Source organism: Sphingomonas glacialis (assembly GCF_006439055.1).
GTDB lineage: Bacteria > Pseudomonadota > Alphaproteobacteria > Sphingomonadales > Sphingomonadaceae > Sphingomonas > Sphingomonas glacialis_A.
Window position 1 is genome coordinate 1,045,783 of sequence record NZ_RCZC01000002.1, and the last position, 12,556, is coordinate 1,058,338.

General features: G+C 66.6%; 12 protein-coding genes. 6 read left to right on the plus strand and 6 right to left on the minus strand.

Translation table 11 applies throughout. The annotated features are described in order from the left end of the window. Nucleotides 1-2 precede the first annotated feature (2 nt). Entirely contained in the window at nucleotides 3-830 is an 828-nt protein-coding gene (locus tag EAH76_RS08780) for a M15 family metallopeptidase (RefSeq protein WP_140849856.1), read from the plus strand. Here EAH76_RS08780 and wrbA read toward each other — a convergent pair. Together wrbA and EAH76_RS08790 are read right to left on the minus strand one after the other, a co-directional pair. Further along, nucleotides 820-1,422: an NAD(P)H:quinone oxidoreductase gene (gene wrbA, locus EAH76_RS08785; RefSeq protein WP_140849857.1), complete on the minus strand. Its 603-nt coding sequence runs from the start codon at nucleotides 1,420-1,422 to the stop codon at nucleotides 820-822. The two genes, EAH76_RS08780 and wrbA, sit on opposite strands and share 11 nt — an antisense overlap. 176 nt (nucleotides 1,423-1,598) lie before the next feature. After that, complete coding sequence (locus tag EAH76_RS08790; protein ID WP_140849858.1) at nucleotides 1,599-2,297, minus strand: pirin family protein; 699 nt, start codon at nucleotides 2,295-2,297, stop codon at nucleotides 1,599-1,601. Between the two features lie 124 nt (nucleotides 2,298-2,421). On the opposite strand from EAH76_RS08790, the gene EAH76_RS08795 reads away from it, so the two are divergent. The 3 genes from EAH76_RS08795 to ctrA all read left to right on the plus strand — a co-directional run bounded on the left by EAH76_RS08795 (nucleotide 2,422) and on the right by ctrA (nucleotide 5,201). Next, complete coding sequence (locus EAH76_RS08795) at nucleotides 2,422-3,327, plus strand: LysR family transcriptional regulator (protein ID WP_140849859.1); 906 nt, start codon at nucleotides 2,422-2,424, stop codon at nucleotides 3,325-3,327. Then, a complete protein-coding gene (locus EAH76_RS08800) occupies nucleotides 3,324-4,388 on the plus strand; it encodes an AI-2E family transporter (protein ID WP_140849860.1) in 1,065 nt (354 codons plus the stop codon). The genes EAH76_RS08795 and EAH76_RS08800 overlap by 4 nt, the downstream gene beginning before the upstream one ends. A 108-nt stretch (nucleotides 4,389-4,496) precedes the next feature. Further along, nucleotides 4,497-5,201, plus strand: coding sequence for a response regulator transcription factor CtrA (gene ctrA, locus EAH76_RS08805; protein ID WP_140849861.1), 705 nt, complete (start codon nucleotides 4,497-4,499; stop codon nucleotides 5,199-5,201). A 74-nt stretch (nucleotides 5,202-5,275) separates the two neighbouring features. Here the strand turns inward: ctrA and EAH76_RS08810 are convergent, their stop codons facing one another. Continuing rightward, complete coding sequence (locus tag EAH76_RS08810) at nucleotides 5,276-6,937, minus strand: amidohydrolase (protein WP_140849862.1); 1,662 nt, start codon at nucleotides 6,935-6,937, stop codon at nucleotides 5,276-5,278. 54 nt (nucleotides 6,938-6,991) lie between these two features. Here EAH76_RS08810 and EAH76_RS08815 point away from each other — a divergent pair, with 54 nt between their 5' ends. Together EAH76_RS08815 and EAH76_RS08820 are read left to right on the plus strand one after the other, a co-directional pair. Further along, nucleotides 6,992-8,230: a threonine ammonia-lyase gene (locus tag EAH76_RS08815; RefSeq protein ID WP_140849863.1), complete on the plus strand. Its 1,239-nt coding sequence runs from the start codon at nucleotides 6,992-6,994 to the stop codon at nucleotides 8,228-8,230. Nucleotides 8,231-8,451: 221 nt separating this feature from the next. Then, entirely contained in the window at nucleotides 8,452-9,255 is an 804-nt protein-coding gene (locus tag EAH76_RS08820) for an arginyltransferase (RefSeq protein WP_140849864.1), read from the plus strand. A 13-nt stretch (nucleotides 9,256-9,268) separates the two neighbouring features. On the opposite strand, the gene EAH76_RS08825 is transcribed toward EAH76_RS08820, so the two are convergent. From EAH76_RS08825 to EAH76_RS08835, 3 genes are read right to left on the minus strand one after another with little or no spacing between them, the layout of a single operon-like run. Beyond that, nucleotides 9,269-10,081: a transglutaminase family protein gene (locus EAH76_RS08825; RefSeq protein WP_140849865.1), complete on the minus strand. Its 813-nt coding sequence runs from the start codon at nucleotides 10,079-10,081 to the stop codon at nucleotides 9,269-9,271. Next, the gene (locus EAH76_RS08830) at nucleotides 10,081-11,016 is read right to left on the minus strand and encodes an alpha-E domain-containing protein (protein WP_140849866.1); all 936 of its coding nucleotides are present in this window, start codon (nucleotides 11,014-11,016) and stop codon (nucleotides 10,081-10,083) included. Before EAH76_RS08830 ends, EAH76_RS08825 begins: the two co-directional genes overlap by 1 nt. Nucleotides 11,017-11,056: 40 nt before the next feature. After that, complete coding sequence (locus EAH76_RS08835) at nucleotides 11,057-12,550, minus strand: circularly permuted type 2 ATP-grasp protein (RefSeq protein WP_140849867.1); 1,494 nt, start codon at nucleotides 12,548-12,550, stop codon at nucleotides 11,057-11,059. Nucleotides 12,551-12,556: the final 6 nt, after the last annotated feature.

Below are 12,556 nucleotides of genomic sequence, written 5' to 3' on the forward strand. Positions count from 1 at the left end.
CAATGGGGATCGCGCTCGCGCTGTGGGCCGCCCCGCCGACGCGCGCGCAGATCGCGACTCCGCCGCCCGCTCCGACGAGTCTTCCGCCCGGCGTCTATCCCGGCGATTTGCCTGCGGCGATGGCCGATGGGCGGATGCTCGGCCATCTGCCCTATCCAGAAGTCGCGCGCACCGAATTGGTCGCGGCGCCGCCCGGCTTCGCGGTCGGCCAGCCATGCCTGGTCCACCGCGACGCCGCGCCGGATCTTACGCGGATGCTCACCGCCGCCACGCTGACGCCCGGCGTCGGTGCGACGCTGCGCGGGATTTCCTGCTTCCGTTCGATCGCGCACCAGCGCGCGGTGTTCTGCCACAATGGCCGGCCCGGCCGCTGCGGCGATCCGGCGATGCGCGCGCGCTCGGTCGGGCCGCCGGGCTTCAGCGAGCACGCGACGGGCTATGCGATCGATTTCGGGATCCGCCCCTCGGCGGGCTGCGGCGACGTCAACACCTGCATGGCCACAACGCCCGCCGGGCGCTGGCTGATCACCCACGCGCCCGAGTTCGGCTTCGAGCTATCCTTCCCGATGGGCAATGCGCAGGGCGTGACATGGGAGCCGTGGCACTGGCGCTGGGTCGGCGCGAACGTCAACGTGATGGGCGCGGCACGCGCGCGCCTCGCGGTCGCCCGCGCGCGCGCGACCTATCCGGCGAGTCCGCGGGTGACGGACATTTCGGACCTATGGCTCAAGCCACCGTCAGTGCCGCCACCCGTCATTCTACCGCAATTGCTGCCTCCGCCGGTCATAGCTCCGGTCGAGCGGCGGAGGCGCAAATGGTTCAGGCTTTGAGCTTCGCCGCGGTCTCGGCGATACGCTTGCCCTGGTAGCGGGCGCCGGCGAGCTCGTCAGCGTGCGGCTGGCGGCTGCCGTCGCCATCGGCGATCGTCGACGCGCCATACGGGGTGCCACCGACCACTTCCTTGACGCCGGTCATGCCCTGGAAGCCGTAATCAAGGCCAACGATCGTCATGCCGTGATGCATCAGGTTGGTGATGATCGAGAACAGCGTCGTCTCCTGCCCGCCATGCTGGCTCGCGGTCGAGGTGAACGCGCCGCCGACCTTGCCGATCAGCTTGCCGGTGAACCACAGGCCACCGGTGGTATCCCAGAACGACGCCATCTGGCTCGGCATGCGGCCGAAGCGCGTCGGCGCACCGACGATGATCGCGTCATAGTCGGCGAGCGCATCGGGGCTTTCGATCAGGTCGTGCGCGGTATCGGTCTTGAAGTGCGCGGCTTCGATCACGGCCTGCGGCGCAGTTTCGGCGACGCGACGGATGTCGACTTCGGCACCACCGGCGCGCGCGCCTTCGGCGACGGCATCGGCCATCTGCTCGATATGGCCGTAGGACGAGTAATAGAGCACGAGAACTTTGGTCATGGCATGGTCCTTCTTCTTCTAGCTTCCCTCCCGCTTGCGGGAGGGGCTGGTTTCTACTTGCTCCCCTCCCGCTTGCGGGAGGGGCTGGGGGAGGGAAGTCTGAAAGGGAGAGGTTGGCACCCGAGGCACGCCCCTCCCCTAACCCCTCCCGAAAGCGGGAGGGGGATACGCGTACGCTACTGGCTGTCGACGAGCACCAGTTCGGCATCTTCGAGCGCGGTGATCGTCACCGTCTGGCCGCCGTCCATCGCGGCGCCATCGCGCGCCTTGAAGGTCTGGCCGTCGATCTCGACCGAGCCCGTCGCCGGCACCAGATAGGCATGCCGCCCGGGGCCGACTTCGTGGGTGATCGTCTCACCCGCACGCACCAGCGCCGCAAGCACGCGCGCCTCGGCGCGGATCGGGAGCGCGTCGCTATCCTCGGCAAAGCCGCTCGCCAGCGTCACGAACTGGCCCGAACGATCGTCCTTCGGAAAAGGCTTGGCGCCCCAGCTCGGCGATCCGCCCTTGCGGCTCGGCTCGATCCAGATCTGGAAGATCGTCGTCTGCTCGGGCTCGAGATTGTATTCGGCATGGCGCACGCCAGTGCCCGCGCTCATCACCTGGACGTCGCCCGCTCCGGTGCGGCCTTCATTGCCCATCGAATCCTTGTGGGTGATCGCGCCCTTGCGGACATAGGTGATGATTTCCATGTCGCGATGCGGATGCGGCGGGAAGCCGCTGTTCGCGGCGATCTCATCATCATTCCACACGCGGATCGCGCCCCAGCCCATGCGGGCCGGCTCGTAATAATTGGCGAAGGAAAAATGGTGGCGCGCGTTGAGCCAACCATGCTCGGCATGGCCGAGGCTTTCGAACGAACGTTTCTCGATCATCGTGGGTCTCCCGAAGGAATTGCGTTGGGACCAAGATAGGCATTTGGATTGCGCGGTAAATGGAAACACTGGAAACCGATCGTTTCGACATGTAAGAGAACGCATTGCTTGGAGCTGGCACCGAATGCGTCTTCCCGATCTCGAAGCCTGGGCGATTTTCGCCAGTGTTGTCGAACATCGCTCGTTCAGCGGCGCCGCCGATTCGATCGGCGTATCGAAGGCGACGGTGTCGAAAGCCGTGACGCGGCTCGAGGCGCATCTCGGGCAATCGCTGTTCCATCGCACCTCGCGCCGGCTGACGCTGACCGAGACCGGCAAGGGTCTCGCCGAGCACGCCGCGCGCATCCTGGCCGAAGCCGTCGCCGCCGAGGAAGCCGCGCACGATGCCGCGACGACGCCGACCGGGCTCGTCCGGCTGAGCGCGCCGATGACGCTCGGCCTCGCGGTCGTCGCGCCGCTCATCGCCCAGTTTCTCGCGCTTCATCCCGGCATCGAGATCGAGCTGATCCTGTCCGACGCCAAGGTCGACATCGTCGCCGAAGGGTTCGACATCGCGCTGCGCATCGCCGATCTGCCCGACAGTTCGCTGCGCGCGCGCAGATTGGGGCCGATCGCCATCCATATCGTCGGCTCGCCCGCCTATTTCGCGCGACGTGGCCGGCCGACCCACCCGGCCCAGCTCGGCGAACACGCCTGTTTCGGCTATACCAACGTCACCGGCCCGTGGCGCTTCTTCGGCCCCGACGGCGCCGAAGCGGCAGTGCGGCCGAGCGGCCCGCTGTCGTCGAACAGCGGCGATGCCCTGCTACCCGCGCTGCGTGCCGGGCTCGGCATCGGCTTGCTGCCCGATTTCATCGTGGGACCCGACATCGCGGCGGGGACGCTGGAGGTGATTCTCGCCGACTGGCACGGCCCGCCGATCGCGCTGCATCTGATGACGCCGCCGAGTGCGCTGCGCCCGGCGCGGGTCGAGGCGTTGATGGATTTTCTTACGGAAAAAGTCCGCAACCCCTGCGTTACCGACGCGTGAAGCGCCTAGCCCCTGATGCCGACGACGCCCGGTTCATCCGCCGCGTCCTGATTGTCGTTCTGATCGTCGCGATAACCGCCGCGGTGTGGCGCGCGAGCAATCTGTTGATCCTCGCATTCGGCTCGATGCTCGGCGCGGTGGCGATCCGCGCGATTGCCGAGCTGTACGGCCGCGTCGTCCCGCAACGCGCGACGATGCCGCTCGCAGTGACCACCGTGCTCGCCGCGATTAGCTTTCTCGGCTGGCTGTTCGGCGTGCAATTCGCGCAGCAGATCAACCAGCTCGTCACGCAACTCCCGCATCTGCTCGATCAGCTTTCAAACTGGCTGTCGCAATCCCCGGTCGGCGCGAAGATCGTCGAGGCGGTCAAGGCGGCGTTCGCGGGGTCGCGCGTCGCGCGCGATATCGGCGGGCTGCTCAGCGGCGGCGGCGAGCTGATGCTCAACTGCATCCTGCTGCTCGTCGGCGCGCTATTCTTCTCGGCAGACCCGGAAATCTATCAGCGCGGCGCGTTGCTGCTCGTGCCCCCTTCGGTGCGGCCAGCCTTTGCCGATGCGCTGGTCGATGTCGGCACCACGCTACGGCTGTGGCTGCGCGCCGAGCTGATCGGCATGACGTCGATGGGATTGCTCGTCGGCACGGGGCTGTGGATCGCCGGCGTGCCCTCGGCCTGGGCGCTCGGATTGCTCGCGGGCTTGAGCGAATTCATTCCCTATGTCGGGCCGACTGCCGCGATGCTGCCCGCGCTCGGGCTTGCGGCGACCGCGGGAACGACACCCCTGATGGGCACGCTGATCACCTATGCGATCGTCCGCGTGATCCAGACCAACTTCGTCACCCCCTATGTTCAGAGCCGCGTGATCGACATCCCGCCCGCGATCACGGTGTTCGCGATCATCGCGATCGGCTTCGTGTTCGGGCTGTTCGGCTTGTTCTTCTCGGCCGGGCTGCTGGTCGTCGGATTTTCGCTCGTGCGCAGCCTGTATCTGCGTGACGTGCTTGGCGAGGACCTGATCGGCGATACCGAATCGCCACGCGACTCGCGGATTCAGGCCGATTAATGCGAAATTAACCTTTTGCCTTCATCACTGATCAGGTTAATGGTTTGTGTCAGGCAGATCGGGCCGCAGGGAGCTCCGAACGTCTGAAGAGAAACGGGGAACGCCCAGATGCGCGTATTGTTGATCGAGGACGAGCCGACGACCGCAAAGGCGATCGAGCTCATGCTGACGGCCGAAGGCTTCAACGTCTACAAGACCGACCTCGGCGAGGAAGGCTTGGATCTCGGCAAGCTGTACGATTACGACATCATCCTGCTCGACCTCAATCTGCCCGACATGCACGGCTATGACGTGCTCAAGAAGCTCCGCGTCGCGCGCGTCCAGACGCCGGTGCTGATCCTGTCTGGGATCAACGAGATGGACAGCAAGGTCCGCAGCTTCGGCTTCGGCGCCGACGATTACGTCACCAAGCCGTTCCACCGCGAAGAACTCACCGCCCGCATCCACGCCGTCGTGCGCCGCTCGAAGGGCCATAGCCAGTCGGTCATCCGCACCGGCAAGCTCGCGGTCAATCTCGACGCCAAGACGGTCGAAGTCGATGGCAGCCGCGTCCATCTGACCGGCAAGGAATATGCGATGCTCGAGCTGCTTTCGCTGCGCAAGGGCACGACGCTGACCAAGGAAATGTTCCTCAACCACCTGTATGGCGGAATGGACGAGCCCGAGCTCAAGATCATCGACGTCTTCATCTGCAAGCTGCGCAAGAAGCTGTCGCTCGCCTGCGAGGGCGAGAATTACATCGAGACCGTCTGGGGCCGCGGCTATGTGCTGCGCGAGGCCGACGAAATGATGCACCCTGCTGCCGTCGCATAATCGTTTAAAGGTTTACCGCTCCCGCTGCGGCGGGAGACAGGCCGCGACATCGGGGGACGTCGCGGCCTTTTTTGTTACTTGCGGCTCCACGCCTTGGCGCCGCCGATCCAGGTCTGCTCGACCTTGGTCGCGCGGAGTTCGGTGGGCGAGGCGAGCAGCGGATCGCGATCGACGATGATAAAGTCGGCGCGCTGCCCGACCCCGAGGCGTCCGAACTTGTCCTCGGCGAAGCCCGCATAGGCGGCGGCACCAGTGAACGCCCACCACGCCTGTTCGCGCGTGATGCGCTCCTCGGGGCGCCAGCCGCCGAACGGCTGCCCATCGGCATCCTGCCGCGTGAACGCCGCCGCCCAGCCCGCGAACGGATCGGGCTTCTCGACCGGGTAATCCGATCCAAACGCCAGCGTCGCGCCGTTCTTGAGCATCGAATTCCACGCATAAGCGCCGGCGAGCCGATCCGGCCCGAGCCGTGCCTCGGCCATCGCGCGGTCGCTCGTCTGGTGCGTCGGCTGCATCGAGGCGATGATGCCGTTCTTGCCGAAGCGCGGCAGATCGACCGGATCGACGATCTGCGCATGTTCGATCCGCCAGCGGCGGTCGCCCTTATAGGTGTCGGCCATGTCCTCGATCGCCGAGAGCACTTCGGCATTCGCGCGGTCGCCGATCGCGTGGACCGCGACCTGATAATGGTCGAGCGCGGCGCGGCTCAGGTAATTGCGGATCACGTCGTCGGACATGAACCCCGCCCCCGATTGGCCGGGCGCATCGCTATACGGTTTCTTGAGCCACGCGCCGCGCGAGCCCAATGCGCCATCGGCATAGAGCTTGACCCCGCCCATCCGCAGCCGGTCGCCATACAGCCACGGCGTCGGCCCGGCGCCACCGATCCGCACCGCGGTATCGACGCCCATGCCATAGCTCATGATCCGCACGCGCAGATTGCCCGCGTCGCCGGTGCGGCGATACGCCAGCCAGTCGTCCATGCTCGTGCCCATGTCGGCGGTGGCGGTGATCCCGTAGGACATCAGGATCTCCTGCGCCTTGAGGAAGGCGACGTCGCGCTCCTTGGGCTGCGGCCGCGGCACGACCTTCTCGACCAGCGCCTGCGCGGCATCGACGAACACGCCGTTCGGCTGGACGCCGGTCTTCTCGATCCGGCCACCCGCGGGCGAAACCGACTTGGCCGTGACGCCCGCAGCCTTCAGCGCCGCGCTGTTGCCCCAGCTGGCGTGCCCATCGGCGCGCGCGAGCCAGACCGGGCGATCGCTCACCACCGTGTCGAGCTCGGCCGCCGTCGGGAAGCGGCCGAGCCCCCACACTTCCTGGTTCCACCCGCCGCCGATGATCCACTTCTTCTCGGGGTTCGCGGCGGCATAGGCCGCGATCCGCGCCTTGGCCTCGTCGAGCGACTTGGTGCCCGACAGATCGAGCTCGAGCGCGCGGAAGCCGAGTTCCATCACATGCCCATGCGCGTCGATGAAGCCGGGGAGCAGCACCTTGCCATGTTCGTCGGCGCGCCAGTCGAGCTTGACCGGGCGCTTCTCGCTGTCGGCGAGCAGCTTGACGACCTTGCCCTCGGGCGAGACCAGCAGGCCGGTAAAGCGCAGCACCTTGCCGTCCTTGTCGAGCGTGATGCCGGTGACATTGTCGATCAGCCCATCGGCCAGTGCGACGGTCGGGAGCGAGAGCGCTGCGAGGACGAGCGCGGCGCGACGGGCGAAGGAACGGGTCTGCATCCCTAGCGCGATAAGCAATGTTCCTTCGGCGCGCCAGATGGTCTAGGCGGCGGCATGGCTACACATCCCCGCCCCGCGCCCGAAACCCTCCCCGTCACCCTCGCCGACGTCCAGGCGGCGCACGGCCGGATTTCCGACCAGATCGTGCGGACGCCGACCTTCATCAGCAAGACGCTGTCCGAGCTGACCGGGGCGACGGTCTATCTCAAGTTCGAGAACCTGCAATTCACCGCAGCGTATAAGGAGCGCGGCGCGCTCAACACGCTGCTCCAGCTGCCCGCGGGCACGAGCGGCGTGATCGCGGCATCGGCCGGCAACCATGCGCAGGGCCTCGCCTATCACGCCAACCGGCTCGGCATCCCCGCGACGATCGTGATGCCGACCAACACCCCAACCGTGAAGGTGACGCAGACCGAAGGCCACGGCGCGACCGTCGTCCTGTTCGGCGACACGTTCGACGCGGCATACGCGCATGCGCGCGAGCTCGAGGCCGAGTGCGGGCTGACCTTCGTCCATCCGTTCGACGACATCCGCGTGATCGCCGGCCAGGGCACCGTCGCGATCGAGATGCTGCAGGACGTGCCGAGCATCGACACCTTCCTCACGCCGATCGGCGGTGGCGGGCTGATCTCGGGCATGGCGGTCGTCGCGGCCGCTGCCGACCATCCGGTCGAGGTGATCGGCGTCGAGGCCGAGCTGTTCCCCTCGATGTACAACCGCATCAACGGCACCGACATGCCGTGTGCAGGCGATACGCTCGCCGAGGGCATCGCGGTCAAGGAGCCGGGCGGGATCACCTCGGGCATGGTCAAGGCGCTGGTCGATGACATCGTGCTCGTCAGCGAGCGCAATCTCGAACGCGCGGTCAGCCTGTTGCTGCAGATCGAGAAGACCGTGGTCGAGGGCGCGGGCGCCGCTGGCCTCGCCGCGCTGCTCCAGCATCCCGAGCGCTTCGCCGGCAAGACCGTCGGCGTCGTTTTGTGCGGCGGCAATATCGATACGCGACTGCTCGCCAACGTCCTGCTCCGCGATCTGGCGCGCTCGGGGCGGCTCGCGCGGTTGCGGATCCGGCTGCAGGATCAGCCCGGCGCGCTGTTCAACGTCGCGCGGATCTTCGATGCCGAACGCGTTAATATCATCGAGATCTACCATCAGCGTGTCTTCACAACGCTGCCCGCCAAGGGGCTGATCACCGATGTCGAATGCGAGACGCGCGACCGCGCGCATCTCGACCGGCTGATGGGCGCGCTGCGCGCCGGCGGCTATGAAGTGAGTACCGTCGAACTCGCGTGACGAAACGAATCTGGCGTGCGGCCAACCGAGTCCCGCGACTCTATCGCCGGGGCGCGGATCAGTGCATTTTATTGCCAGGGCGCTGAATCGATTCAGCAAATGCGGCATTAACCACCAATCTTGGTAAAGCCGCTTTTCATCACGTTCGCGACGATTCATAACAGCCATGCGAGCTGGCCGCGGGGGGCAGCGGGACGCGCCATTTCAAGGGACCTTACGCGGTGACAGCGCCATTCCGCTTTCCACGATTCTTCGTCACCAGCCCGTCGCCCTGCCCGTATTTGCCCGGCCGCCAGGAGCGGAAGGTGTTTACCGAGTTGCGCGGCGAGCAAGCGAGCGATCTTAACGATGCGCTCGGCCGGATCGGGTTCCGCCGCAGCCAGTCGGTCGCCTATCGCCCGAGCTGCTCGGGCTGCACCGCCTGCGTTTCGGTGCGCGTCGTGGTGTCGGACTTCGAGGCGAATGCGACGCAGCGCAAGCAGCTGCGCAAGAATGCCGATCTCGAAGTCTCCGCCTGCCGCCCCTGGGCGACCGACGAGCAATTCCAGCTGCTGCGCCGCTACCTCGCCTCGCGCCACCCCGGCGGCGGCATGGCCGAGATGGACGAAGGCGATTATGCCGACATGGTCGAGCATTCGCCGGTCAACAGCTTCATCGTCGAATATCGCGAGCCCTCGCTCCACGGCGAACGCGGCCGGCTGATCGGCGCATGCCTCACCGACCAGCATGCCGATGGCCTGTCGATGATCTACAGCTTCTTCGACGCCGACAGCGAGGATCGCCCCGGGCTCGGCAACATGATCATCATGGACCACATTCTCCGCGCGCGCGCCGTGGGCCTCCCCTATGTCTATCTCGGCTATTGGGTGAAGGGATCGCCGCGGATGGCGTACAAGATCCGCTATCGCCCGATCGAGGTGCTCGGGCCGCAGGGCTGGAGCGTGCTGGTCGACGAAGATGCGGTCTATTCGCCGCCTGCCGAAAAATACGCGATCATGGCCGAACAGCTGGTGACGACGCGCTGATCTCCGTGCGGGGCTACTGCCCCGACGTGCGATCGACGTGCAGGTCGACGTCGAGCAATTCCTCGCCCTCGCCGAGCCGCGACCCCGCGACCGGCGCGGCGCCGGCGGAATCGAGCGCGACGGCAACGCGCGCATAGGCTTCGTCGGCGCACAGCCCGGTGCAGGGATCGAACGCCACCCAGCCGAGCCCCGGCACATGCGCCTCGGCCCAGCCATGCGGCGCGGGGCGCGCATCGGCGACATCGACGCACGCCGGGCTGTAGCCCGAAACGTAGCGCGCCGGAACGCCGAGCGTCCGCGCCGCGGTCACGAACACCTGCGCCAGATCGCGCGCGCTCACCTCTCCTTCGGCAAACGCCTCGATCGCGGTACGCCCGGCGACCGGCTTGCCGCGACACAGCGCGAAGCGGCGATGCACCGCGAGGTTCAACGCATGCAACCGCGCGACCGGATCGCTCTCGTCGATCGTCTGCGCGAAGCTGGCGATCTCGGCATTGGGCGTGGTCAGCGGCGTTTCGCGCAGGAACAGTTGCGGCGGCAACGGCTCATGCCCGCCATGCACGATACCGTGCGAGCGATTGGTCAAAACTTCGCCCGACACATGGATCTCGATGCTGTCGATCGGTCCCTCGACATAGAGCATCGTCGTGCGATTGCCGAACCCGTCGCGCCCATATCGCAGCCGCGCGTCGCAATCGACATGGAGGTGCCACCCCGCGACCGACTGGTCGTGCGTGTCCTCGGGCGTCAATCGCAGCAATTGCGTCAGCCGCGCCTGCGGGCTGGTGAAGCGATACGTCGTGCGGTGATCGATCGCGAGCCGCATCAGCTGAACTTGAACTGGCGGCCGACCGCCAGGTGGAGATTGTCGTTCTCGGCGATGAAGCCCTGCAGATATTGGTGCAGACCCTGCGTGATCACCTCGCCCGATTTGGTGCGCGACAGGCGCTGGTGCCGGTTGCGCGCCATCCGGTCGGCTTCGCCGTGCAGCCCGGTCCGCTTGGCGAGCAAATTGAGGATCTCGACCGCTTCCTCGACCGAGGCGGCAAGGCTGCGCGGCAGCTCGGAGCGCGCGATCAGCAGGTCGATGACGTTCGCCGGCTTCAACCCCTCCGAATAGAGCCAGCGATATGCGGTCACCGCCGACACGGTCTGCAGGATCGTCGTCCATTGGTCGCGATCGACCACGCCGCCGACCGACTCACCCTTGGGCAGCAGGATGTGATATTTGACGTCGAGCAGCCGTGCCGTGTTGTCCGCACGCTCGATCGCCTGGCCGAGGCGGATGAACCACGTCGTCTGGTTGCGCAGCATGCGGTGGACCGCGCCCTCGAACCCGCGCGTCTCGGCCTTGACCGCCTCGACCAGATTGAGCGTCGCCATCGCGCCGCCCGGGCTCGAGCGGTTGTCGAAGATCAGCCAGGCGCGGTTGATGCCGGTCCAGGCTTCCTTCGTCAGCGCGGTCCGCACGGCGCGGGCATTATTGCGCGCCATGTCGAGCGCGCGGACGATCGAACCGGGATGACTCGAATCGACCGTCAGGAAGCGCGCGACGGGGTTCTGCGAGATGCTCTGCCCGGTCTTGGCGAAAGCGGCATCGGTCTCGGTAACCGCCAACGCCGAGGCCCACGCCGCCTCGCCCGCCGGGCGCGGCGAGAGGACGTCGAGCCGGACGGTCGCCTCGACGAGTCGCGCGATGAAATCGGTCCGCTCGACATAGCGGCCGAGCCAGTAGAGCGACGATGCGGTGCGGCTCAGCATTGCGGATCGCCCCGGTACGCCGAGAGTGCGACGGGCCCGCTCACGAAACCTGTTCCTGCGATTGCGTCTGCGACTGGAGCTGTCCCTTAGGTTCGGCCCCCGCGCCATTGTCCATCAGCACGAAACTGTCCTTGGTGCCGCCGCCTTGCGAGGAATTTACCACCAGCGATCCCTCCTTGAGCGCGACGCGCGTGAGCCCGCCGGGCACGACCTGTACGCCCTTCGATCCGGTCAGCACGAACGGCCGGAAATCGACGTGCCGCGGCGCCAGGCCCGCCGCGGCGAGCGTCGGCACGGTCGACAGCGCGAGCGTCGGCTGCGCGATGTAACGGTGCGGCTCGGCGATCAGCGCGGCGCGGAAGCTCTCGATTTCGGCCTTGGTCGCGGTCGGGCCGACGAGCATGCCGTATCCGCCCGACCCATCGACCAGCTTCACCACCAGCTCGGGCAGCCGCTCGAGCACATATTTCAGCGCCTGCGGTTCGCGGCAGCGCCACGTCTCGACATTGGGCAGCTTGGGGTCGCCGCCCGAATAGAATTTCACGATCTCGGGCATGTACGAATAGATCGCCTTGTCGTCGGCGATGCCGTTGCCCGGCGCGTTGAGCAGCGCGACATTGCCCGCGGCATAGGCTGCGATCAGCCCCGGCACGCCGAGCATCGAATCCGGCCGGAAGACGAGCGGATCGAGATAGTCGTCGTCGATCCGGCGGTAGATCACATCGACCTTCACGCGGCCCGCGATCGTGCGCATCCACACCACATCGTCATCGACGACGAGATCGGCCGCCTCGACCAGTTCGATTCCCATCGAATCGGCGAGGAAGCTGTGTTCGTAATAGGCCGAATTATAATGCCCCGGCGTCAGCACGACGCAGACCGGCGCGGCGACGCCGACCGGCGCGACCGACTTCATCGTCTCGAGCAGGCGATCGGGATAGGAATCGACTGCCGCGACGTGGAAATCGCGGAACAGTTCGGGGCACAGCCGCAGCATCGCCTCGCGATTCTCGAGCATGTAGCTCACCCCCGACGGGGTGCGCGCATTGTCCTCGAGCACGAAGAAATCGTCGGGCCCGGTACGCACCAGATCGATCCCGCAGATATGCGCCCAGATGTCGTGCGGCGGGCGGATGCCGGCGATCTCGGGGCGGAATTGCGGATTGCCGAAGATCAGGTCGGGCGGCAGCACGCCTTCGGCGAGGATCCGGCGCTCGCCGTAAATGTCGTGGAGGAAGGCATTGATCGCCTCGACGCGCTGGACGAGGCCGGCCGAAAGCCGTTCCCATTCGTCGGCAAGGAAGATGCGCGGGACGATATCGAACGGGATGATCCGCTCGCTCGCATCGCTCTCGCCGTACACCGCGAAGGTGATGCCCAATTGGCGGAAGGTTGCCTCGGCCGATTGTTGGCGCCGCCGCAGCTCGGCGTCGGGCGTGGTCTCGATCCAGGCGCCCAAGGCGGCAAGTTCGTCCCGCGGGGTCGTCGACCCCGCCTGCCCCATGATTTCGTCAAACGCCGGTCGTGTCCCCATCGAGAT